We start from the raw sequence: 23,270 nt of genomic DNA, 5'->3' as shown, positions 1-23,270 counted from the left end.
TCGGTGCAGGTAGTTTATCAATCATGAACATGGCAACTGCGCCTGAGGCCCCGCACCCGGCATCCGAGCTTGCTTCAGGGCCCGCCCTGTCGAACAAGGGCCAGATCCTTGCGTGGGCATCCTGGGACTGGGGTTCCGCGGCATTCAATGCCGTCATGACCACCTTCGTGTTCACCGTCTACCTGACATCCAAGGCGTTTGGCGGGGAAGACTCCGCGTCGGCGGTGTTGGGTTCCGCGTTGGCGATTGCCGGCGTCGCGATTGCCCTCCTGGCGCCCGTCACTGGTCAACGCTCCGACTCCGGTGGGCGCCGAAAGCTGTGGCTCGGCGTCAATACGGCACTCGTGGCCGTCCTCACCGGCTTGTGCTTCTTCGTATTCCCCAAGCCCGAGTTCCTGCTCCTGGGCGTCTCGTTGGTTGCGCTCGGCAATGTGTTTTTCGAGTTCGCGGGGGTCAATTACAACGCCATGCTCGCCCAGATCTCCACCCCTGCCAATATCGGCAAAGTGAGTGGCTTCGGCTGGGGTATGGGCTATCTGGGCGGGATTGTCGCGTTGCTCGTGGTCCTCCAGCTTTTCGTCCAACCGTCTTTTGAGTGGTTCGGGGCCTCCACCCAGGACAGCCTGAATATCAGGCTTGTGGCTGTCTTCTCCGCGCTCTGGTTCTTCATCTTCGCGTTGCCGGTTCTCTTCGCTGTTCCGGAACTCTCCGTCAAGGAACCGGAATCCCGGCTCGGGTTCCTGGCCTCCTATGGTTTGCTGGTCCGCCGGATCAGGGCCATCTATCGAACGAGCCCGCACACTATCTACTTCCTGCTCGCGAGCGCCATCTTCCGGGACGGCCTCGCGGCGGTCTTCACTTTTGGCGGAGTCATTGCTGCCGGGACCTTTGGCTTCGAGCTCAAAGAAGTCATCTTCTTCGCGATTTTCGGCAACGTGGTGGCCGCCGTCGGCGCCATGATCGGCGGATTCCTGGACGACAGGATCGGACCCAAGGCCGTCATCGTCATCTCCCTTGTAGGACTCCTGGTAGCCGGCACGGCGATCCTGGTGCTCGGCAATGGCGACTACGTGTTCTTCGGAGCCCATTGGGCAGGCAGCACCACTTTCTGGGTGTTCGGGCTGTTCCTCTGCCTCTTCGTGGGACCAGCCCAAGCTTCCTCCCGCGCCTACCTCGCGAGGCTGGCGCCGGACGGCGAATCAGGCGAACTGTTCGGGCTCTACGCCACCACGGGCAGGGCAGTGAGCTTCTTGGCACCGGCGCTCTTTACCTTGTGCATCACCCTGGCGACCCCCTTGGTGGCCCCGGGCGGAGCCCAACGTTGGGGAATCCTGGGCATCATGGTGGTGCTCCTGGCCGGCCTGCTGGTGATCCTGCCTGTCAAATCACCCAACAAGACGGAAATCGCCACGGTTCCCGTTCGCTGAGCCAGTGCTTTCGCCGAAACTCTTGATTTCTAATTGTTAGTAGAGTTTACTAACTGACATGGAAGCCCTTCGTGACCGGCCGCACACCGACCGCCAGCGCCCCGATCGGACCGGCGCAGCAACCCTGCCTTCCGACGGGCGCGCCCACAACCTCTCCTTGGTACGCCAGACGCTCCACTCGGCAGGAGCCATGAGCCGCGCGGATCTGTCCCGGACCCTGGGCCTGACGCGCGTCACGGTATCGGACCTCGTCTCGGACCTCCTCGAACGCGGCCACGTCGTGGAACTGGGGCACTCTGATGAAGTCCGCCCCGGAAAGCCGGCCATCCTGGTGGACATCAACCGCCGCGGCCTCCAAGTGATCGGCATGGATTTGGCGGAAAATTCCGTGCTGCGCGCCGCCGTCCTGGACCTTGACGGAAACATCCTCGAACGCGTGGAACGGACCATTGCCTCGGAAACCGGGCGGGACGTCGTCAACCAGGTTCTCGAACTCGCTTCGGAGGCTGTCGGGCGCGCCACCGCCACTTTGCTGGGCATCGGCGTCGGGACCCCCGGTATCGTCAACGCGGACGGCGTAGTCACCACGGCCCCCAACTTCGAATGGAAGGACGTCGCCCTGCGCGATCTCCTCCAGGAGCGCACTGGCCTGCCGACACTCGTTTCCAACGACGCCGACGCCGCAGTCCACGCGGACCACACCTTCGGCGGCGGCAGTGACGACATGGTCCTCGTGAAAATCGGCCGCGGTGTCGGTTCGGGACTCATCGTGGGCGGCAGGCGTGCCCGGGGCGCCCACTCGGCGGCGGGAGAAATCGGCCACGTCACGGTCGGCACCGATGGCGGAACCTTGTGCAAGTGCGGTAAGAAGGGCTGCCTCGAAACCTGGATGTCCGTCCCCAGCCTCGAACGGGCCTTGACCGAAGCGGCGGCGAACTCCGAACCCGAGGCCGCGGCCGACGTCGTACTCCGGGAGGCAGGCGAGCGGCTCGGCATCGCCCTCGCGCCCGTGGTTGGCGCCCTCGATTTGGGCGAAGTGGTCCTCAGCGGACCCCGGGAGCTTTTGGAAGGCCCCCTTCTCAACGCCGTCCAGCAGACCTTGCTTGAGCGGCTATTGCACCAGGACCCTTCACCGGTGTCCGTCCGTCTCGCGGCAGACGCACAGGACATTGTCCTGCGCGGAGCCGCCGTGATGGTCCTGTGGAACCAGCTTGGCGTGGCCTGAGTGCCGCGCCCCCGCCGGTTCCAACCCTGACTAACCAGCCAAGCATCCTTCGAAGGAGCCGGACATGGAGACAATTCAGTCCCCCGCTACTCAGTCCTTTGCCACCGGGCCCGCCCGCGCCCACCTCCGCCGCCTCGCGGCAGGCACCCTCATGCCCGGATTCACCGGCATCGCCGTCCCCGTCTGGATCCTTGAAGCGTACGACGCCGGGCTGGCGGCTGTGTGCCTCTACGGCACCAACGTGGCGTCCCCCGTCCAGTTGCGCGAGCTCTGCGCGGGGCTGCGCGCGCATTCCCCGAACACGCTCATCGCCGTCGACGAAGAGGGAGGCGACGTCACGAGGCTGCACTACCTCACGGGATCAACGCAGCCCGGAAACGCTGTGCTCGGGCGTTTGGACGACGTCGAACTGACCGCTGCCAGCGCCAGCGCCATCGGCCACGAACTCGCAGGCCTGGGCATCAACTTGAACCTGGCCCCCGATGCAGACGTCAATTCCGCTCCGGACAATCCCGTGATCGGCGTGCGCAGCTTCGGGGCCGAACCGGATCTGGTGGCCCGGCACACTGCCGCCTGGATCCGCGGCCTCGAAGACGCCGGTGTGGCGTCCTGCGCCAAGCATTTCCCTGGCCACGGCGACACCACCACGGACTCCCACCTGGCGCTCCCCCGGGTCACGGCCGACGCCGCCACACTGGATGCGCGCGAACTCGTCCCGTTCCGTGCACTCGTCGCGGCTCGCGGCGCCACGGTCATGACCAGCCACATCCTGGTCGAAGCCCTCGACCCGGACCACCCCGCCACCTTCTCCTCGCGCATCCTGCAGGACCTGCTGCGCCGCGAGATGGGATTCGACGGCGTCATCATCACGGATGCCCTCGACATGGCCGGCGCGTCCGCCCAGACCGGTGTTCCGGAAGCAGCCGTCCGCGCACTCATCGCCGGGGCGGACCTGCTGTGCCTTGGTTCTGAAACAGGACCGGCCCTCTTCGAAAAGACGCTCAGCGCGATCGCCGATGCGGTCGAAGAGGGGCGCTTGCCAATGGAGCGCCTCGCGGACGCTGTTGCCCGCACGGCCGCCCTGTCCTCGCGTTTCCCCGCCGCCACGGCAGCGGAAATCCAGGAGGCCGCCATCAGGGGCCAGCTCGGCCTGCAGGGCAAGCCTCAGCTTTCCGATGGTCCTGGCGACCCGAAGGCGCTCGACGGCGAACGCATCGCAGGGGCCTTCGAAGTGTCCGAAGCGGCCCAGAGGTGGCTTGCACGGGAAGAACCGGTGGCGATCGTCCAGGTTGAAACCGGATCCAATTTCGCCGTAGGCCGGGTGCCGTGGGGCCCCGCTGCCACGACTTCGGCCGTGGTCCGCGAGGGCGAGGTGCCCGACGGCGCGCGGGTCGCCGTCGTCGGGCGCGGGCTGGATGCCGAGCACCCGCTGTGGACCGTGTTCGCCCGTTTGAGGGCGGAGGGGCACGCGGTGATCGCCGTCGAGTGCGGCTGGCCGCGAGGCGGAGCGGACATCGTCACCTATGGTGCGTCCCTCACGGTCTCGCAGGCCCTGACGGAGCTGCTGAACGGCAGCGTTAAACCCTGACTGCAGCGCACATCACCCACCGACAGAAAGTTGCCATGGAAGTCATCGTCACGCCCACTCCGGAATCGGCCGCTTCGGCCGCCGCCCACGCCGTCCTTTCAGGAATCCCTGCGGACGGGGGAGCAGTGCTGGGGCTGGCCACCGGTTCTTCGCCGCTGGGACTGTACGCGGAACTCGCGGCTGCAGCGGCCGCGGGTCGCGCGGATTTCTCGGCCGCCAAGGGATTCGCCTTGGACGAATATGTGGGCCTTCCGGCGGAGCACCCGCAGTCGTACCGCCAGGTCCTGATTCGCGAGGTGTGCGATGTGATCGGACTTCCCCTGGCCGGGCTGAATGTCCCTGACGGTACCGGCACCACCCAGGCCGAGCTCGAGGCGGGAGCTGCTGCCTACGACGCCGCAATCGGTGCCGCCGGCGGCGTCGACGTGCAGATCCTGGGCATCGGCGCCAACGGCCATGTGGGCTTCAACGAGCCCGGATCCTCCCTGTCCTCCCGGACCCGGCTGAAGCGGCTGACGGCCCGCACGAGGCAGGACAACGCCCGGTTCTTCGACGACGACGGCGATGTCCCGACCCACTGCATCACCCAGGGTTTGGGGACCGTGCTGGATGCGCGCCGGCTGGTGCTCATCGCCACCGGTGCCGCGAAGGCCGCCGCGGTCGCTGCCGCCGTCGAGGGCCCGCTGACGGCGTCGTGCCCGGGTTCGATCCTGCAATGGCATGCCGACGCTGTGGTGGTCCTGGACGAGGCGGCAGCGGCCGGATTGGCGAACCGCGGATACTACGACGACGCCGCGCGCGGACTGGCTTTGACCCCCTAGAAAGGGCGCGGACCGCTTTGTGTGAGCGGCTCGAGTGGCGTCATTCCGCCGCCCCTTCAAGAGGGCTAGGGTGGACTTATGAACGTGGATGAGACAGAACTTCCAGGCCTCGGGGTCCGCAAGGATTTCATCACGGCCTCGGGACGGCGGATCGGTGTTGTCGAGATGCGGGAGGGTGAGACCGAGCTTTTCGTCTCCACATGGGACGATCCCGATACCTGCCAGGCGTCCATCCCCTTGACCGCAGACGAAGCCGCCGCCCTGGGTAACCTCCTCGGCGGACAGCACATCGCCATGCGCCTGGCCGAAGCCCACAAGGAAATCCCCGGCATTGTCACGCGGCAGTTCTCCATCACCGCGGACTCCCCTTTTAACAACCAGCCCATGGGCAAAGCCCAGATCCGCACCCGCAGTGGTGTATCGATCGTGGCGATCATGCGCGAAGGCGAAGTGGTTCCCTCACCGGCTCCCGACGTCGTCCTTCACACGGGTGATTTGCTGGTGGCTGTCGGTACGCAGGAAGGTCTTGACTCTGCGGCTGCCATTCTGCGCAACGGCTGACGTCCATGGACCCCCTGGCCCTGACCCTCATTGAGCTGGGCGCAGTCGTTTTCTGTCTCGGCCTCTTGGCGCGCTTGGCCGGCAGGATCGGCATGTCCCCCATTCCGCTCTATCTGGTGGGGGGACTGGCGTTCGGGGCGGGTGGACTGATCAAGCTCGATGGCATGCACGAGTTCGCCCATCTTTCCGGCGAAATCGGCGTTATCCTGCTCCTGTTGATGCTCGGCTTGGAATATACGGCCGCGGAACTCGTCACCGGACTGCGGCGCTCCTGGCAAGCCGGTGTCCTGGACCTGGTGTTGAACTTCTTACCGGGCGCGGGCATCGCCGTGTGGCTCGGCTGGGGACTCGTGGGCGCGATCGTCATGGGCGGTGTCACCTATATTTCTTCCTCCGGCATCGCCGCGAAGGTGATCACGGATCTCGGCCGGATCGGTAACCGCGAAACGCCAGTGGTTCTGGCCATCTTGGTGTTCGAAGACCTCACCATGGCCATCTACCTTCCGATCCTGACTGCGATCCTCGCAGGCGTGGGCTTCCTGGGCGGGCTCCAGACGGTGGGTATTGCATTGGCCGTGGTCACCCTCGTGCTGGTGGTAGCCCTCAAACACGGCCATCGGGTATCCCAGGCCGTGCACAGCGAAAACTCCGAAGTCTTTCTGCTCAATCTCCTCGGGGCCGCACTTCTGGTGGCCGGCATCGCGTCCGCCCTCCAGGTCTCCGCGGCCGTCGGGGCGTTCATGCTGGGCATTGCCATTTCGGGGGCAACCGCCCACAACGCGACGAGGATCCTTGAACCGCTGCGGGATCTCTTCGCTGCTATCTTCTTCGTAGCCTTCGGCCTCAACACGGACCCGTCCAGCATCCCGCCAGTGCTGGGCTGGGCGCTGCTCCTGGCTTTCGCGACAGCCGTTACCAAGGTGCTGACCGGATTCTGGGCGGCAAAGCGGGCAGGGATCGCCGTTCCCGGCCGTTTCCGTGCCGGAGCCGCCTTGATTGCGCGCGGCGAATTCTCCATTGTCATTGCAGGCCTGGCCGTGACATCGGGGGCCGTCCCGCGAGAACTTGCCGCCCTCGCCACCGCGTACGTACTGCTCATGGCCATCACCGGACCGCTCGCGGCCCGTTTCGTGGAACCGACAGTCAAGGCCTTCCGCAAGTCCCCGCGCAAACCGAAGGCATCGGAGCCTATTGCGTCCTTCGAGGCGTGAGGTCTCGGCCTTTTCGAGCCTTCAAAGAGGCGAGATCTCACCTCTCGATCTGTAGGCGGCCCGGCACTATTCCTCCCCACTGTGGATAACGAGTTGGGGACCCCTGCGCTGTGCCAAGAATTGGTGCATGCGCAGTCCCGGGCCTCTTCCTGAAACCCTCAGGGGTCGCTCGTTCACGCTCTCCGAGCAACGCGATGCGGGGGTTTCGGATAACCGGGCATGGAACAAGGATCTTCGCGTGGCCAGCCGTGGAGTCCGTGTTCCTTGGGGCGCCGCCCAGGAGCTTTCCCACACAGCACGCCTACTGACCCGTATCTCGCCCCGGACCGTGTGTTGCGGCCCGACGGCGGCGATCCTGTGGCGCTGTCCCCTCCCCCTGGATCTCGAACGCCAGCCGCTGCTGCATTTGCTCCGGTGGGACGGCGGGAACCGGCCAGTTCGCAAGGGGGTCGCCGGGCGCAGAGTAGCTTTGGAGGCCGCCGACCGCCGGACCGTTGACGGCGTCCCTGTAACGAGTCCGGCCAGAACGTGGCTTGATTTGGCGGCGTTGCTGCCCCTGGACGATCTCGTGGCCGCGGCCGACCACTTCATCTGCAGACAATCCCGTAGTTTCGGCCACAACCGCGCCGCGCTTTGTACCCTTGAGGATTTGCGTTCGCAAGTGGAGGGAAACCCAGGCATCCGTGGACGCAGGAACGCCCGGCTGGCGCTGGAACTCGCGAGGGTTGGCGCCGACTCCGTACCGGAAACCAAGCTCCGGCTTGCCATCGGCCGGCGGGGATTGCCGGAACCTGAATTGCGGTTTGTTGTGCAGGATTCAGCCGGCCGGGAGCTGGCATGGCCGGACTTGGCCTTCCCCCGGTACAAAGTTGCCGTCAATTACGACGGCAGCCACCACCTGACTGCCACGCAGAAGGAATCGGACATTCGCCGTGACGAATCCATCGCCGCGATCGGCTGGACCTCGGTGACCATTACGGCACGGCACGTGAAGGCGTGGGGGTTCGACGGCGTCGTACGCCGCGTGCGCGATGCCCTTGCCCGCGCCGGGTGGGTCAGCGAGGAGTGAGATCTCGGCCCTTTCCTACCTTCAAAGAGGTGAGATCTCACGTCTCGAGCCGCTAAACGGCCGTCCGGTGGAAGTTCAGGTGGCTGCGGCTCGCGGTGGGGCCGCGCTGGCCTTGGTAACGGTTGCCGTAACCGCCGGAACCATAGGGATGCTCAGCGGCCGACGAGAGCCGGAAGAAGCACAACTGGCCGATCTTCATGCCAGGCCACAATTTGATGGGCAGCGTCGCGACGTTGGAGAGTTCCAACGTCACATGGCCCGAGAATCCGGGGTCGATGAAGCCCGCCGTGGAGTGCGTCAACAAGCCGAGGCGCCCCAGCGAAGACTTTCCTTCAAGTCGTGCGGCGACGTCGTCCGGCAGGCTCACGGTCTCGTACGTTGAACCGAGCACGAACTCGCCCGGGTGCAGGATGAAAGGCTCGTCGCCCTCGACCTCAACCAGGCGGGTCAGCTCAGGCTGCTCCTCCGAGGGGTCGATGTGCGCGTATTTGTGGTTGTCGAACAGCCGGAAGAAGCGGTCAATCCTCACATCCACCGAGGACGGCTGAACCATCGCGGGGTCGTAGGGCTCCAGGACGATACGTCGGGAGTCGATTTCGGCACGTATGTCGCGGTCAGAGATCAGCACAGGATCAAAAGTACCGTATGCACCCCGTACCCCGTGGTGCCGGAGTGGCGCATGGGACTATAGTGCACCACATAGACTACCGTTACCGCTGTTGTGTTTGGGAACGGTGGCACGACGCGAATCTGGGGAAACATTGAGACGAATTGCGGCGCCCGTTGCCGTGCTGGCGGCCTGCCTTCTCACGGTTATGGCCCCTGCTTCCGGCCCGCTGGCCGTTCCGCTTCCGCTCGCAGGAACTGCCACTGCCGCGCCTCCCACCTCAGGCACCGCCGCAGGCGCTGAAAGTACGACGACGGCGTCCGCACCGCCGTCGGGATCCGGCCTTCCGCAGGCCGCACCTGTGCCGGGGTCACCAACGGCCACCGCGCCCACCCCCGCAGCACCAGCAGCTGGAGCCGCCCCCACGGCATCCCCCGCCCGTGCGGGCACTGCGTCAGCCGTCCAAGCGGCGAGCTCGCCCGCGCAGGCAAGCCCCACCGTCGCGCCCGGCAATGGCACCTCACCCCAGGCAGCGGGCGGCCCGCCCCCGGTGCCCTTCATCCCGCCGGCATCCGGCCCGGATCCGCTCCCCGGAGCGGCGGCAGGGGGTGTCCCGCAGCCGGATCCGGCTACAGTTCCAACGAAGTCCTCCCCCGCAGCCGTCCCGCTGGTTTCACCGCATGCATTGGTCAACGACGACAATTCCGCCCAGGTGCTGGCCGTGTTCAATGCCATCAATGCCTACAGGACTTCACTTGGCTTGAATCCGGTGAAGTACAACCCCACCGTGTCCACGCTTTCGCAGGACTGGTCCAACAACATCGCCAGCCGCCAGGTGATTGAACACCGCAGCAACTTCTGGACCGATCCCAGGGCCTTGAACCCCGACAACGGCGCGGGCGAGATCATCGCGGTCCGCTGGGATCGGAACGCCGCCCAGCTTGTCGAATGGTGGAAAAGCTCGCCCGCCCACGACGCGCTGCTGCGTGATCCCCGTTTCAACGTGATTGGCGTCGGAATCACCTTCACGGACGGCAACTACCAGACCACCCCCAATAGCTACACGATGTGGGGCGTGGTCAATCTCTTCGGCTATACGACGCTCCCCGCCGGCACCGTCAACAGCCCTGGTGCCGGCACGGCCCCTCCCCAGCTTCCGGCACCGACTGTCTGCGACCCCATCGCGAAGCACCAGCCGCCCACGCTGGACCTCAGCGCGGCAGCCATCCGCAGCGCTGGTGACCTCGTCGCCGTCGACCCGTCCGGCAACCTGAGGGACTACCCGGCACTCGGCAACGGCACGTTCGGTCCCGCCCGGACGGTCGGGTCGGGTTTCGCCGGGGCTAAAGAAGTGATGACCACGGATTGGGACCGCGACGGCGTGATCGATGTCCTCGTCCAAATGCTGGACGGCAGGCTCCTGCTCTACCCCGGCGTGGTGAATGGAGGATTCAAAGCCCCGGTCTTGTTGGGCTCCTCGGGCTGGCAGTCGATGACCATGGCCGTGGGCACCTGGTGTGGGAACAACCGGCTCCCGCAGATCCTCGCCACCGATTCCACCGGCGCGCTCTACCTGTACCGGAACCTGGGGCTCACCGCCCTGGTCGGACGGACACAAGTGGGCTCGGGCGTCAGTGCCATCCGCCTCAGCATGGTGGACTACGACGCCGACGGCTTCCGGGACCTGCTGGCCGTGGAGGCAAACGGGAACCTGCGGCTCTACCGCGGCTCCGGGCTAACCACGCCGAAATCTGAGGCCCGGCTGGTAGTGGGCACCGGATGGACCGACTACTCCGGATTGCGCTCGCTCAACGGTGTCACGGGTCTCAACACCACTGGAATCGCGGGTCTGCTGAGCAACGGAACCATCGAATATTGGGACCTGACCGGCGGACGCCTCACGACGCCGGGCACTCCGGTCACCGGTTTGGGCGGACTCAAGCTGGCGCAGTAGCTGGGCCCACGCCGCCAGGGTTCCCTGGGCGAGCGGAGCGAGGCGAGGGAGGCGCTGGGGACTACGCCTCCGGGGTTTGCTCCTCAATGACCGACTTGAGCTGCTCCAGCTGGACCACTTCGTCTTCCATGGTCTTTTGGATCATGCTGTTCATGAGTTTCTGCAAGCCCTTGGGGTGGTACTCCAGGGCGAACCGCAGGCGGGTATTGGGGCCCTCGGTGCTGAGGTAGTACCCGCCAGTGGGCCGCGCAGGACCGGCGACGACGGCGAATCGCACTTCAGCGCCTGGCCTGGCTTCGGTGATTTGGAAGTCAGCCGCGATCGGCCGCCCGCCCGGGCCCGCCAAAGTCTGCTGGTAAACAGCACCTTTTTCGCCGGCATGTCCGGAACGGAGGGAAATGCTGCGGATTCCGCTGCGCCACAGGGAATTGTTGAGACCGTCGACCAGGAATTGGTAAACGGTCATGGCGTCGCGACCAATGAGTACTTCATGCTCTGCAAATGCCACGGAATCCTCTTTCGGCTTACGGCTCTTGGACATAGCCGGGTTCCCCATGACACAGCAGCTAACTGCTACAGAATAGTCAGGCGTGGCGCGACGCGACACACCCACGTCGAGGCTTAACCGAATCTTTACGCGCTCCGCAGGGAATTTGATGAGACCGTGATACCGGTGAGTCTGTGTCTGGATCAGCGCTCCATCTGCGCTAAGCTGGGATCTGCTCCGGCTGGTTTGCGGAGTATTGCGGGCGTAGCTCAATGGTAGAGCGCTAGCTTCCCAAGCTCGATACGCGGGTTCGATTCCCGTCGCCCGCTCCATTTTCTTGCTAATTGGCCCATTTTTCCCGGAACCGAACGGCCACCCGGATACAAGGTGCCCAAGCCTGTGGGTGTATCGTCAGGAGCTAGGAGCCATTTCGGCTCTGCTCTAGGGAGCGATCATGGCTGACAAATCACCTCGCCAAGCTGCATCGAAGAAGTCCGGCAAATCCATCAAGGAAAAGCGCGCGGATAAGAGGGCTTCAGAGTCCTCCGCAACAACGGTGGCCAAGCCGGCAACCGGCAACAAAAAGTGAGCGGCCATATAGGCGCCATGACCCTCGGCATCCTGTCGTCATCGCGGAAGCCGGACGAGCGCCGGCTGCCCGTCCATCCCCTGCACCTGGAGCGTATTGCTCCGGAACTCCGGCAACACATCCGGCTCGAGCGCGGCTACGGCGAGCGCTTCGGCTTTTCGGACAGCCAACTTGAGCCGCTGGTCAGTGGCATGGCAAGCCGTGAAGAACTGATCTCGAATTCGGATGTCATTCTCCTGCCCAAGCCGCAGCCGGAAGACCTGGCCGACCTCCGCGACGGGCAGGTCCTCTGGGGTTGGCCGCACTGCGTCCAGGACAGGGCCATCACCCAGCTAGCCATCGACAAGAAACTGACACTGATCGCGTTCGAGGCGATGAATCACTGGGCCAGCGACGGCGGCTTCGGACTTCACGTCTTCCATAAGAACAACGAACTTGCGGGCTACTGTTCCGTCATCCACGCCCTTGCCCTGACGGGCTCGACGGGTGACTACGGGAGGCGGCTGAGCGCCGTCGTGATTGGCTTCGGGGCCACAGCGCGTGGCGCGGTCACCGCCCTGAATGCGCACGGCGTCCACGATGTCCAGGTGCTGACCAACCGCGGTGTAGCGGCGGTCGGCTCCCCCATCCACTCGGTGCGGATAGTGCAGTTCGACCACGACCAGAACGCCCCTTTCCTGAGCGAGGTCATTACCGATCGTGGCCGCCTGCCACTCGCTCCGTTCCTTGCCGCGAGCGACATCGTGGTCAACTGCACGCTACAGGACCCGAACTCGCCGCTGACATACCTGCGGACCGGGGACCTTGACGCATTCCAGCCGGGCAGCTTGATTGTTGACGTCTCCTGCGACGAGGGCATGGGCTTCAGTTGGGCGCGGACCACGACGTTCGCCGAACCCATGTTCACGGTGGGCGACCACATCAACTACTACGCCGTGGACCACAGCCCGTCCTACTTGTGGAATTCGTCCAGCTGGGAGATCAGCGAAGCGCTCCTGCCGTTCCTCGAAACCGTCATTTCGGGCCCCGAGGCCTGGGCCGCCAACGAAACGATCTCCCGAGCCATCGAAATTCGGGACGGTGTCATCCGCAACCCGGACGTGCTCCAGTTCCAAGGGCGCTCAGCGGACTATCCGCATCTTGCGGCGTAAGGGACTCGGAGTCTAAGCACGCCACCAGCCGGGCGCCTTGTGGGCGCCCGGCCCAGCCAAACAGGCGCTACGCCGACGCGACGATCCGTACCATCCGGCGTCGATCCCGGACGTTCACTTTGAGCCGCAACTCAGACTTCCGGGCGAGCACGACGGCGACTGTCGCCGCCGCGAGCGCCGGCACCCCGCCTGACACCAAGAGCGCTGCGTGCGGGTTCAGGTGCTCGGCAAGCCAGCCCATCATGGGTCCACCGATGGCTTGTCCACCGATGAGCACCATGATGTAGAGGCTCATGACGCGGCCGCGGATGCTCATGTTGGCGCTGACCTGGACCAGCTGGTTGGCGGCGGTCAGGAACATGAGGCACCAGAATCCGGAAAGAACCATGGCAGCTGCGAGCCACACCATGGACGGCGCCAGCGCGGCCAGGCACAGCATCAAGCCGTACATCCCGGCGCACAGAACCACCGAGCGTAGACGCAATTGACGGCGCCGGGCCGAGGTGATTGCTCCGGCAAGCGCACCAAGGGCCACCATGGCGTTGAGCAGGCCGTAGCCGCCGGCACCGGCATGGTAGATGTGGTCGGCGAAGGCAGCGAGGAGCACAGGCAGGCTCATCGCGAAGACCGCTACAAAACCGGCCATGAGCCACGGCCAGTAGATGGTGGGCTTGCTGAGGGCGTATCGAAGGCCTTCCTGGAGCATTCCCTTGCGTTTTGGCACGGGCGTGCTGACATAAAGTTCACTCTTGCGGAGCATCAGGAGCATGGTGACAGTGGAGCAGCAGGCCACGGCGTTCGCCGCGAACGCCCAGCCCGCGCCGACCGCGGTCAGCAGCACGCCGGCCAGTGCGGGACCAATGAGGCCGCCCAATTGGAACGTGGTGGAGTTGACGCTGATGGCGTTGCGCAGGTATTTCGGTCCCACGAGTTCGTTGACGAAGACCTGCCGGGCAGGCTGGTCGAGGACCGTCACGAGGCCCAGGACAAACGCGATCACGTAAACGTGCCACACCTCGATGCGGTGGGTCAGCGCCAACACGGCGAGGATGGCCGCCAGGGAGGCCGCGACGCTTTGGCACAGGATGAGGATGCGTCGCTTGGGGAAGCGGTCCGCCATCATGCCGCCCCAGGGGCCCAGGAACAGCGACGGCGTGAACTGCAATGCCACGGTTATTCCGACGGCGGTGACGGATCCGGAGAGCTGGAGTACCAACCAGTCCTGGGCAATCCGCTGCATCCAGAGTGCGATGACTGCGACGAAGTGGCCCACGGCGAAAATCCGGAAGTTGGGTACTTTGAGGGAAATGAAGGTGTGCCGCCAGGGCAGCCGTTCACTGACGACGGCGATTGGCTGGGTGACCGTGTCCGTATCGGCAGCGTGTGAAATTCGGCTGCTTGCGGCGAGTGATTCGATGGTGGGTTGGCTGACGTTTGCCGCTGAGGGCGGTGGGGGTGCCAAAAGTAGTCCTTGGATAGGCGTTTCGCTGGGATGCCTTTAACGCTAGGGTTGGCCGCGGTGATTATGGAAGTGAATTGGCCGTATAACTAGCATTGCGAAGTGCAATACACCGGCGAGAGCGGCGGTGAACGTAGCTATTCAAAGGAGTCCCGTGTTCGAACCCGTGCAGCTGCGGTCCTTCCTGGCCGTGGCCGAGACTTTGAGTTTCACGAAGGCAGCCGAGCGCCTCGGCCTGGCCCAGCCCACGGTCAGCCAGCATGTGCGAAAGCTGGAGACCGCGGCCAAACGGGCGCTCGTAGCCCGCGACACCCGGGATGTTCGGCTCACCGACAATGGCGATGCCATGGCAGGCTTTGCCCGCAACATCCTCTCCGCCCACGATTCCGCAGCGAGGTACTTTTCCGGCTCCGCCATGCGCGGCCGCTTGCGGTTCGGGACCGCCGACGATCTCGCCATTACGGGCTTGCCCCGGATCCTGCGCGAGTTCCGGCAGCTGTATCCCCAGATCAACCTGGAACTCACCGTCAGCCAGAGCGACCAGCTCTACAAACGCGTCAACGCGGGCCAGTTGGATCTTGTGTTCGTGAAGTGGGTGGGCGAAGCGAAGGACGGCACAGTCGTCCGGCACGACAAGTTTGCCTGGGTGGGCGTCGAACAGACGGTGCTGGACCCGGCCAGCCCTGTGCCGCTGATCTGCTATCCGGCCCCGAGCGTCAGCCGGAAACTGGCCATCGACGCCTTGGAGGCCATGGGCCGGACGTGGCGGGTCACCTGCTCGACCAAGCAGATCGCCGGCGTCTTGGCAGCGGTGCGCGCTGGCATCGGCGTCGCGGTGATGCCGTCGTCACTGGTTCCCGAGGACCTCACGGTGATCACCAAGCGCTTCGACCTACCGCCCGTGGGCGACGTTGACTTCACCTTGATCCGCAACCCTTTGGCGAACGCCGAGGTAGTGGATGCGCTGACACAGGCGATTATCGGCAGAACGCTCAACAAGCAGGCGTAGCTAGCTCCCGTGCCGCGAGGAGGACGGTCTGGACGATCGCCTTGCGGCGCCGCTCCGCCCTGCTTGACCCCTTGCTGCCCGCCATGAGGCCATCCAACTCGGGCAGTACCGGCCAGGCGTCGCACAACGCAATGATGGTGAGCATCAGGTCGGCCGCATCTTCCCTGGACGTCCCCGGCATGGCCCGGATGACACCGTCAACCTTGTTTCTGCAGTTCGCGGCCCGGTCCGGACGGTTCACCACATATTCGCCCCGCTCCAACCCCTCCCAAAACAGCAGCCTCGGAAGGGTGGCATCTTGGTGGTGATGGTCGAACAGGCGTCCGGCGTAATCGGCCAGGGCTTCGGGACCAGCGCCCTCGATGCGCACTTCGTCCACCACTTTGCTGAGCTGGGATGCGATCACCGCGTCGAAGAGAAGATCTTTCTTGCCGAAGTACTGATAGATGCGTTCCTTGTTGACTCCGGCCCCAGCCGCGATGCGGTCCACCCTGGCGCCGGCTAGTCCGAATTGGCAGAACTCGGCAGTCGCCGCCTCGAGGAGGAGGCGCTTGGTCCGTTCGGTATCCCATGCCATCTGTTCATCTTAACAGATTCCAACCAAGTAGTTGCAGTTTTCGAAAGCAGCGTCTAGTCTGAACTCACGCCGAAAGCAACCAAATAGTTGGAGAATGTCATGAGCACCCAAATCCCCGTTTCCGCACCCGCGGACGGCGCCACGGTTACGCCGGTTGCCGGGCCCGCTGCGCACCTGCCTTCCATACACATGCCTTCCGTGCACATGCGTGCGGTCATCACGTGGCTGGCCATCTTCCCCCTCGTGGCGATCGGCATGACGATTCTCGCTCCGCTCACTGAGTCATGGCACCCCGCGCTGCGCGCCCTCGTCTTGACGCTCGTTGTGGTTCCTACCGCCGTCTACCTGGTTGTCCCCAAACTGCTCGCTGGCTACGGTTCCCTGAAGAGGCGGCAGGCCCGGAAGGCCACCGCCAAGGCCTAGCCTGTGTCAGGCATCACCCGGCGATCGAGCTGCCACGCGCTAAACTTGTCACGTTATGAACCGCACAATGTTTAAGTCCAAGATCCACCGTGCCACGGTGACCCATGCCGACCTGCACTATGTAGGTTCAGTGACGGTCGACCTGGATCTGCTGGATGCTGCGGATATTCTCCCCGGCGAACTCGTCTCCATTGTTGACGTGACCAATGGCGCGCGCCTGGAAACTTACACCATTGCCGGCGAACGCGGCTCCGGCGTCATTGGCATCAACGGGGCCGCAGCGCACCTGGTGCACGTGGGCGACGTCGTCATTCTCATCACCTACGCGGAGATGACCACCGAAGAGGCCAAGGCCTACCAACCCAAGGTTGTCCATGTGGACAGGGCCAACAAAATCGTCCAGCTCGGCAGCGATCCGGCCGAAGGCATCACTCCCGGCATTATGCGCCCACCGCACGCACTCAACAACGCAGACCTGAACTAGCTTCCCCCCCTCTTCCGTTGCGCAAGGGCACCGCTTCTTCGCGGTCCACATGGCGGAACATGCCGCCGTCGGGCCTTACAGCCGAATAAAGCTGATTTAGGCTGGGACTGTGAACCCACGCCGCCCCGCGCCCATCCCCCTCCGGATGCCGTAATGCTGGGCGTCCTTTCCGGGTTCTTCGTGGTGTGGGCCATCATTCTGGTGGGCATGTTCGTCGGCAAGCGCGGGATTCTGGGGGACAACGCACGTTCGGTCCTCAGCGGCCTGACTTTCTTCGTCGCGAGCCCTGCGCTTCTCTTTGAAACCCTGGGCAAGGCCCATCTCCGCGACATCTTCGCCGCTCCGCTCCTGGTCACGGCGGTGGGCGCCGTCGTCACTGGCAGCCTGTTCTTCGTCCTCGTGAAGTTCTGGCTCAAACGCTCCCTGCCCGAATCGCTCATGTCCTCCATGAGCGCTTCCTTGGCCAACTCCGCGAACCTCGGCATCCCCATCGCCGTGTTCGTCCTGGGCGACGCAAGCTATGTGGCTCCACTGCTGATCTTCCAGCTCGCATTCTTCACTCCCATGTACCTGATGGCGCTCGACGCGAGCACCAGCGCCCACCGCACCACTCCCCTGCGCTTCGTCCTGATGATCGTGCGGAATCCGATGATCGTGGGATCGGCCCTCGGCTTGGTGGTGGCTGGAACGGGCTGGCAAGTGCCCTCGCTCATCATGGACCCGATCCACTTGATAGGAGGTGCCGCCATTCCCGCGATGCTGATGGCGTTCGGGATGAGCCTGAACGGCTCCCGGCCCCTGCAAAAGGACACAGGCCGCCGGACCGACGCGCTCCTGGCCAGCGGCTTCAAGCTGTTTGTCCACCCCACGATGGCATATCTGTTCGCGCGCTTCGCGCTGGGCCTGGAGGCGCATGCCTTGTTCGCCGTGGTGGTCACGGCGGCCCTGCCCACTGCGCAGAACGTGTTCGTGGCCGCGAGCCGCTACAACACGGGAATCACCGTGGCCAAGGATACGGTCCTGATCACCACGGTGGTGGCCGTCCCGGCGATGATCGCCGTGGCCCTGCTGCTCACTTAGCCCAACTGACTCGCATTTGTTGTCGTTTTGAGCGCCGAAAACGACATTAAGTGCGAGTCAGTTGGGTCGGAGCCTACTCTTCGTCTACGGAGTCCAGGTACCTGTCCAGCAGCTGTGCGCAGCGGATGAAGCCCAGGTGCGAATATGCCTGTGGGTGGTTTCCCAAGTGGGTCTCGGTGCCGGGGTCGAATTCCTCGGGAAGGAGTCCGGTGGGACCGAAGAGCGCCACGAGCTGGTTGAACAACTCGAGGGCGTCGTCCAGCCGGCCCACGGCCAGGTACGCCTCAATGAGCCAGGTGGTGCAGATGTGGAACCCGCCCTCCAGACCCGGCAGGCCGTCGTCGTACCTGTACCGGAACACGGTGGGACCCACCCGAAGTTCCCGCTCGACGGCGGTGACGGTGTCCAGGAAGCGCTGGTCGCGGACGTCCAGCAGGCCCGAGAGTCCGATGTGTAACACGGCCGCGTCGAGGTCCGGGCTGTCGTAGGCCACAGTGTAAGAACTCGCGGAATCATCCCAGCCCTCGCGGAGGACTTCCGCGCGGATGATGTTGGCCGTTTCCTCCCACTCGGCCCCAATGGGGCGCCGGAACCGCACCGCCGTCTGCATGGCCCGGTCCAGGGTCACCCAGCACATCACTTTGGTGTAGATGTGGTGCCGTGGCGCCCGCCGGGCTTCCCAGATGCCATGGTCCGGTTCGTGCCAGCGGGCCAAGACGGCCGAGGCCATCTGCTCCATGAGTCTCCAGTGCTCGTCCGGCAAGGTGCCGCGGCGCTTGCTGAGGGTCTGGATGAGCTCGGCGATCGGTCCGAAGACGTCCAGCTGCACTTGGTGGTCGGCGGCGTTCCCGATCCGCACGGGCCGCGAGCCGGCGTAACCGGGCAGGCTCTCGATAATGGCCTCCGTAGACAGCGGGGAGCCGGTCACGGAGTACAGGGGGTGCAGCCATTCCGGACCGGGAGCGTTCTCGAGGATGCGGCCCAGCCAGCGGAGGAACCCGTCTGCTTCCTCGGTGGAACCCAGGTCCACGAGCGCGTTGACCGTCATGGAGCCGTCGCGGAGCCAGCAGTAGCGGTAGTCCCAGTTGCGGGTGCCGCCGATCCCTTCCGGCAGCGACGTGGTTGGAGCTGCGAGGACAGCGCCCGTCGGCTCGTGCACCAGCGCTTTCAGGACCAGGGCCGAGCGCCGCACCAGCGACGGTTTCATGTCGGGCAGTTCCAGCCCGCGGACCCACTGCCGGGATTGGTGCGCGACGGCGGCCCGCCGGGTGAGCTCTCCGGCGGGGTCCGGCGTCGTCGGCTCAGTGTCTCCGCACCTCAGGTTCATGACGACGGGACCGTACGCAAGGCTGACTTCCGCGGTTGCGGTGCCGTGCTTGCCGTCGCTCGTGACTGTGAAGGACACTCCGGGAGCGAAGAGGATGATGGGATCCGAGGTCCCCACGACGTGCAGCTCTTCGCCGCGGACTTCCATGTTGAACGGGGCATTCGCATAGTCCGGCCGCGGTGCGAAAACAATCCGCGCGCTGCCGGTTCCGGACAGGACCCGGACCAGGCTGGTGATGCCGTCCGGTGCCGGCTCAAGATAGTCGGTGACCGTGACGTCCGCCCAGCGGGTCTCCACGATCATGGTGTTGTCGACATAGCGCTGGCCCAGCACTTTCGACGTCTTGACCGGTTCCACACTGAAGTGGCCGGCCGGGTCGCCACCAAGGATGTGCGCAAACAAGGAGCCGGAATCCGGGAGGGGATGGCTCATCCAGCAGATCTTGGCTTCCGGGGTGAGCAGCGCCGTCGAGGTCCCGTTGCCGATCATCGAATGCCGCTCCAGCCCCACCGCGTCCTCGCCGAAAAGCCACGCGCGGCGCAGCTCGAAGAGGATGGCGAGCACTTTGGCGAAGGCCTCCGGGTCCGGCAAACGGTGGCGCGCCACGGTTTCTCCATCTCCGACGTGCAGGCCAAGATCCGGGCCACGCAAGGTGGCGATCGCGAGCTCATCGCTGTCAGCGTCGCCGGCAAACAGGGCCGCGCTGGCCCCCAACTGTGTACGCAGATGCTCCAGCGCGGCGTCTTTGGAGGGTTCCACGATGGACAGGTCCAGTACGGATCCGTCCACAATGAAAAACAGGCCCAATTCACGGGCGATCTGGTGTGCCTCGCGCGTCACCCGTGCCACGACGGCAGGTGTAGCCGGCCTCGTGTGGATGGCTACCGCTACGGGCTTGCGCTCGATGCTGACCCCCTTTTCGAAACCGATGGATTCGTTCAGGGCGGTCGCTGCCTGCTGAAGGACGGCTTCCGTGGCCATCGAGATGCTGTACGCGTAGGTCATGTCGAACTCGGCGCCGTGCGAACCTACGAGGTGGACTTCCGCCGGGAGCCGGGACACCGCGGCAAGGTCCCGCAACGACCTGCCGGAGATGACGGCAGTGTGCGTGTTCGGCAGCGCTGCCAGTGCCCGGAGCGCGACGGCGGCACTCCCCAGGGGGAGCGTCTCAGTGGATACGCCTTCAGCGGCGCAGAGGGTTCCACCGTAGTTGCAGGCCACCAGGAGCCCCGGAGTGCGGGCCAGCATCCTCAATTCCGCGAGCAACTCCGGAGTGATCCCGTCGTGGGCGGCCTCGGATTGGACTGCCGTCCGCAGGAGGCCCAACGGAAGCGATTTTGTCAGCAGCGCCGAGTCGGCCACGGACAAATTGAGCGGAGTAGCCATGGGGGACGATCCTTCCGGGGTGGTTCGTCCAGTTTCCGCCCGGTGAGTTTCGCCTCCATGACCCGCGTATTGCCGGGGTGTAACGAGTTTGCCTTGCAGGGGCGCCCGCTACACCCGGGTCAGTCCCACGGCCTCCGCCACCAGCTCCACGGAACGCAGCCGCTGCTCCGTGCCCGTGCTTTGATGCGCAACGATCAGTTCGTCGGCGTCGGCGTGGCGGGCAAACTCGTCGAGGTAATCGCGCACTACTTCGGGCGTGCCCACCGCTGAGTATTTCACCATTTGCGCGATGTGCTGGCCCTGCGGCGAGTCGAGGATGAGGTCTGCTTCGGCGTCGGTGAACTCGCGTCCGCCGCCCAGGAAACGGGAGACGCGGTCCCGCTTGACCTCAAGGAAGAGCCGTTGGGCTTCGGCCGCCGAATCCGCGGCCACGACGTTCACTCCCGCGATCACGTAGGGCTCCTGCAGCTGCTCGGACGGCCTGAACTCGCGGCGGTAGACCGCGACGGCGTCCTGCAGCGCGTTGGGCGCGAAGTGCGAGGCGAAGGCGTAGGGCAGGCCGAGCTGCGCCGCCAGATGCGCCCCGAACAGGGAGGAACCGAGGATGTAGAGCGGCACGTTGGTGCCCTTGCCAGGCGTAGCTTCGACCCCTTGGATCCGGGTGGGTCCCGTGAGGTAGCCCTGAAGCTCCAGCACGTCCTGCGGGAAGGTGTCCGCAGCCATGGGATCGCGGCGGAGTGCACGCATTGTGTTCTGGTCACTACCGGGCGCCCGTCCCAGACCGAGGTCGATGCGGCCCGGGTGCAGCGTCTCGAGGGTGCCGAACTGCTCCGCGATGGTGAGCGGCGAGTGGTTGGGCAGCATGACGCCGCCGGCACCGAGCCGGATGGTGCTCGTGTTGGCCGCGATGTGGGCAATCAGCACGCTTGTGGCCGAGGACGCGATTGAGCCCATGTTGTGGTGCTCGGCGTACCAGATCCGACGGTAGCCGAGCCGTTCGGCCAGTTGCGCCATGGCGACGCTCCCGGCGAAGCTCTCCGCCGCCGTCTGGCCTTTGCCGATGATTGCCAGGTCGAGGATGGAGAGGGGAACAGTCACGTTATGCCGGCCTTTCGAAGGTGGTGTCGTTCAAGGGGCCGGTTCCCCGGCCACTCTTGCGACAACGACGGCGGCGCCCGGCTTATTTCTCGCGCTTGCGTGGGTTCCGTCTCAGCTCGTGAAGATGCCTTTACCGGTCTCCATGTCGATGGGCAGGGAAGAGTGCTCATGGGAGATCTTCCAGGTGTCGTCCTTCTTCTCCAAGCAAATGGTGAAGCGGTTGGTCATCGCCCGCAGCCGTTCCCCATCGGCCGAGATCCCGGCGAAGGTCACAGCCGCATGTCCGAAAGCCACATCCTCCCCCGTGACGGACTGGACATCATTGAATTCGACCTGAACGCGCTCATCGCCAAGCGAAGAGAACCATTCGCCGGCCATCGACCGCCAGGCCTCGATTCCGGTGTATTGCCATTGTCCCCAGGAATCGTAAATGTGCACGTTCTCGTCGTAGAGCGCCGTGAATGCGTCAACATCTTTCGCGTGGACAGCAGCTGCGTAGGAGTCCAGCGCCTGTGTAACCGGGGTTTGCTCGTTGCTCACGAAAAATCTCCTCACGTGCCTGCGGTTGTGTGTGGGAAGCCTACACCGTGGCTCGAGTGTGACTCCTCGGGACCTCGAATGAACCTCCGTTAACCCCTGTATCCCAGCGTTTCACAGCACTTTGACCGGTACTGGGCCCTGCCGGATAGTTGCTGCAACGCACACCATCCATCACATTCGAAGGGGACTCCATGGCTATTTCACGTCTCAAAACAGGCACCGCACTGGCACTCGCGGTGACCACAACTCTCGGCCTCGCTGCGTGCTCGGACCCAGGCGCCTCAGCCGCGCCGGCGCCGTCGTCGTCCGCTGGCTCCTCCCCCGGCAAAACCTTCAACCTGGCGCCCGAGCAGAACCGCTTCCCGGTACAGGTCTCGCCTGAAGCCGCAGCCCTGGTTCCCCAGTCGGTCAAGGAGGACGGCAAGCTGACCGTCGCAGTGAGCCCCTTCGCCGCGCCGCTGGCTGTCTATGCCACGGACAACAAGACGCCGGTGGGCAACGAGGTGGACATCGCCGTCGCGCTGGCAGAATCGCTGGGGCTCAAGCCGGACATTATCCCTACGGCGTGGGCCGACTGGCCCCTGGGCGTGGAATCGGGCAAGTACGAGGCCGTCATCTCGAACGTCACTGTGACTGAAGAGCGCAAGCTCAAGTTCGATTTCGCCAGCTACCGCGAGGACAAACTGGGCTTCTACACCAAGAGCGACAGCTCCATCACGAAGGTGGACTCGGGTCCCGACGTGGCGGGCAAGCGGATCATTGTGGGCTCGGGCACCAACCAGGAAGCCATCCTGTTGCGCTGGGACGCCGAGAACAAGAAGAACGGCTTGAAGCCGGTCGAGTTCCAGTATTACGACGACGACTCGGCCTCCACGCTGGCTCTTCAGTCGGGCCGTGCGGACCTGACGTTCGGGCCGAACGCGACCGCGTCCTACAAGTCGCAGACCGATGGCAAGACCAAGAACGTGGGCCTGGTGGACGGCGGTTGGCCGCTCAAGGCGAGCATCGCGGTGACCACCAAGAAGGGCAACGGCTTCGCTGCGGCAGCCCAGGCAGGCCTGAACTCGCTCATCAAGGATGGTACGTACGGCAAGATTCTGGACCGCTGGGGACTCACCGTGGAAGGCATCCAGAAGTCTGAACTGAACCCGCCGGGCCTTCCGAAGAGTTAGGGTTCCCTGGGGTGTAACTTTCCCC

General features: G+C 64.7%; 22 protein-coding genes and 1 tRNA gene. 16 read left to right on the top strand and 7 right to left on the bottom strand.

Features of this window, described 5'->3' with window-relative positions; translation table 11 throughout:
* Window positions 1-23 precede the first annotated feature (23 nt).
* The 7 genes from QRN59_RS16340 (at window position 24) to QRN59_RS16310 (ending at window position 7,902) form a co-directional block, all read left to right on the top strand.
* On the top strand, window positions 24-1,427 hold the full coding sequence (locus QRN59_RS16340; RefSeq protein ID WP_284983542.1) for an MFS transporter: 1,404 nt from the start codon (window positions 24-26) through the stop codon (window positions 1,425-1,427).
* A 58-nt stretch (window positions 1,428-1,485) separates the two neighbouring features.
* Complete coding sequence (locus QRN59_RS16335; RefSeq protein WP_284983541.1) at window positions 1,486-2,652, top strand: ROK family transcriptional regulator; 1,167 nt, start codon at window positions 1,486-1,488, stop codon at window positions 2,650-2,652.
* Window positions 2,653-2,716: 64 nt separating this feature from the next.
* A complete protein-coding gene (locus QRN59_RS16330; RefSeq protein ID WP_284983540.1) occupies window positions 2,717-4,240 on the top strand; it encodes a glycoside hydrolase family 3 protein in 1,524 nt (507 codons plus the stop codon).
* Window positions 4,241-4,275: 35 nt separating this feature from the next.
* Window positions 4,276-5,061, top strand: coding sequence for a glucosamine-6-phosphate deaminase (locus tag QRN59_RS16325; RefSeq protein ID WP_284983539.1), 786 nt, complete (start codon window positions 4,276-4,278; stop codon window positions 5,059-5,061).
* A 78-nt stretch (window positions 5,062-5,139) separates the two neighbouring features.
* A complete protein-coding gene (locus QRN59_RS16320) occupies window positions 5,140-5,622 on the top strand; it encodes a cation:proton antiporter regulatory subunit (protein WP_059389838.1) in 483 nt (160 codons plus the stop codon).
* 5 nt (window positions 5,623-5,627) lie between these two features.
* Window positions 5,628-6,833: a cation:proton antiporter gene (locus tag QRN59_RS16315; protein WP_284983538.1), complete on the top strand. Its 1,206-nt coding sequence runs from the start codon at window positions 5,628-5,630 to the stop codon at window positions 6,831-6,833.
* 127 nt (window positions 6,834-6,960) lie between these two features.
* The gene (locus QRN59_RS16310) at window positions 6,961-7,902 is read left to right on the top strand and encodes an endonuclease domain-containing protein (protein WP_284983537.1); all 942 of its coding nucleotides are present in this window, start codon (window positions 6,961-6,963) and stop codon (window positions 7,900-7,902) included.
* Between the two features lie 52 nt (window positions 7,903-7,954).
* Here the strand turns inward: QRN59_RS16310 and dcd are convergent, their stop codons facing one another.
* Window positions 7,955-8,530 (bottom strand): dCTP deaminase, encoded by a 576-nt coding sequence (dcd, locus tag QRN59_RS16305; RefSeq protein ID WP_236813334.1) that lies wholly within the window; start codon window positions 8,528-8,530, stop codon window positions 7,955-7,957.
* A gap of 133 nt (window positions 8,531-8,663) precedes the next feature.
* On the opposite strand from dcd, the gene QRN59_RS16300 reads away from it, so the two are divergent.
* Entirely contained in the window at window positions 8,664-10,463 is a 1,800-nt protein-coding gene (locus QRN59_RS16300; RefSeq protein ID WP_284983536.1) for a CAP domain-containing protein, read from the top strand.
* A 61-nt stretch (window positions 10,464-10,524) separates the two neighbouring features.
* Here the strand turns inward: QRN59_RS16300 and QRN59_RS16295 are convergent, their stop codons facing one another.
* Window positions 10,525-10,971: an SRPBCC family protein gene (locus QRN59_RS16295; RefSeq protein ID WP_284983535.1), complete on the bottom strand. Its 447-nt coding sequence runs from the start codon at window positions 10,969-10,971 to the stop codon at window positions 10,525-10,527.
* Between the two features lie 237 nt (window positions 10,972-11,208).
* Between QRN59_RS16295 and QRN59_RS16290 the strand changes: the two genes are divergently transcribed.
* From QRN59_RS16290 to QRN59_RS16280, 3 genes are all read left to right on the top strand, one after another.
* A tRNA-Gly gene (locus QRN59_RS16290) sits at window positions 11,209-11,282 on the top strand.
* 122 nt (window positions 11,283-11,404) lie between these two features.
* Window positions 11,405-11,539, top strand: a complete 135-nt coding sequence (locus tag QRN59_RS16285) for a hypothetical protein (protein WP_264637052.1) — start codon at window positions 11,405-11,407, stop codon at window positions 11,537-11,539.
* Window positions 11,540-11,556: 17 nt separating this feature from the next.
* Window positions 11,557-12,690 carry a N(5)-(carboxyethyl)ornithine synthase gene (locus tag QRN59_RS16280; RefSeq protein WP_502871068.1) on the top strand — a complete coding sequence of 378 codons (1,134 nt, stop codon included), beginning with the start codon at window positions 11,557-11,559 and terminating at the stop codon, window positions 12,688-12,690.
* A gap of 67 nt (window positions 12,691-12,757) precedes the next feature.
* Here QRN59_RS16280 and QRN59_RS16275 read toward each other — a convergent pair whose 3' ends face one another.
* Complete coding sequence (locus QRN59_RS16275; RefSeq protein WP_284983533.1) at window positions 12,758-14,152, bottom strand: MFS transporter; 1,395 nt, start codon at window positions 14,150-14,152, stop codon at window positions 12,758-12,760.
* 151 nt (window positions 14,153-14,303) lie between these two features.
* Here QRN59_RS16275 and QRN59_RS16270 point away from each other — a divergent pair, with 151 nt between their 5' ends.
* Entirely contained in the window at window positions 14,304-15,158 is an 855-nt protein-coding gene (locus QRN59_RS16270; protein ID WP_236813341.1) for a LysR substrate-binding domain-containing protein, read from the top strand.
* On the opposite strand, the gene QRN59_RS16265 is transcribed toward QRN59_RS16270, so the two are convergent.
* Entirely contained in the window at window positions 15,142-15,735 is a 594-nt protein-coding gene (locus QRN59_RS16265) for a TetR/AcrR family transcriptional regulator (RefSeq protein ID WP_284983532.1), read from the bottom strand. The genes QRN59_RS16270 and QRN59_RS16265 overlap by 17 nt on opposite strands.
* 99 nt (window positions 15,736-15,834) lie before the next feature.
* Here QRN59_RS16265 and QRN59_RS16260 point away from each other — a divergent pair, with 99 nt between their 5' ends.
* The 3 genes from QRN59_RS16260 (at window position 15,835) to QRN59_RS16250 (ending at window position 17,722) form a co-directional block, all read left to right on the top strand.
* Window positions 15,835-16,158, top strand: coding sequence for a putative antibiotic biosynthesis monooxygenase (locus QRN59_RS16260; protein ID WP_284983531.1), 324 nt, complete (start codon window positions 15,835-15,837; stop codon window positions 16,156-16,158).
* Between the two features lie 55 nt (window positions 16,159-16,213).
* The gene (gene panD / locus QRN59_RS16255; protein ID WP_284983530.1) at window positions 16,214-16,642 is read left to right on the top strand and encodes an aspartate 1-decarboxylase; all 429 of its coding nucleotides are present in this window, start codon (window positions 16,214-16,216) and stop codon (window positions 16,640-16,642) included.
* Window positions 16,643-16,795: 153 nt separating this feature from the next.
* Window positions 16,796-17,722, top strand: a complete 927-nt coding sequence (locus tag QRN59_RS16250) for an AEC family transporter (RefSeq protein WP_284983529.1) — start codon at window positions 16,796-16,798, stop codon at window positions 17,720-17,722.
* A gap of 73 nt (window positions 17,723-17,795) precedes the next feature.
* Here QRN59_RS16250 and QRN59_RS16245 read toward each other — a convergent pair whose 3' ends face one another.
* The 3 genes from QRN59_RS16245 to QRN59_RS16235 all read right to left on the bottom strand — a co-directional run bounded on the left by QRN59_RS16245 (window position 17,796) and on the right by QRN59_RS16235 (window position 22,073).
* Complete coding sequence (locus QRN59_RS16245; RefSeq protein WP_284983528.1) at window positions 17,796-20,435, bottom strand: trehalase-like domain-containing protein; 2,640 nt, start codon at window positions 20,433-20,435, stop codon at window positions 17,796-17,798.
* Window positions 20,436-20,543: 108 nt separating this feature from the next.
* Window positions 20,544-21,533, bottom strand: a complete 990-nt coding sequence (locus tag QRN59_RS16240) for an LLM class flavin-dependent oxidoreductase (protein ID WP_284983527.1) — start codon at window positions 21,531-21,533, stop codon at window positions 20,544-20,546.
* A gap of 111 nt (window positions 21,534-21,644) precedes the next feature.
* Window positions 21,645-22,073 (bottom strand): YybH family protein, encoded by a 429-nt coding sequence (locus QRN59_RS16235; protein ID WP_284983526.1) that lies wholly within the window; start codon window positions 22,071-22,073, stop codon window positions 21,645-21,647.
* 191 nt (window positions 22,074-22,264) lie between these two features.
* On the opposite strand from QRN59_RS16235, the gene QRN59_RS16230 reads away from it, so the two are divergent.
* On the top strand, window positions 22,265-23,245 hold the full coding sequence (locus QRN59_RS16230) for an ABC transporter substrate-binding protein (protein ID WP_284983525.1): 981 nt from the start codon (window positions 22,265-22,267) through the stop codon (window positions 23,243-23,245).
* The last annotated feature ends 25 nt before the right edge of the window (window positions 23,246-23,270 follow it).

It is taken from the genome of Arthrobacter sp. efr-133-TYG-118, assembly GCF_030209755.1.
In the GTDB taxonomy this organism is placed as follows: Bacteria; Actinomycetota; Actinomycetes; order Actinomycetales; family Micrococcaceae; genus Arthrobacter.
Note: the sequence above shows the minus strand (reverse complement) of the source record. Positions and strands in the feature narration are given on the sequence as shown.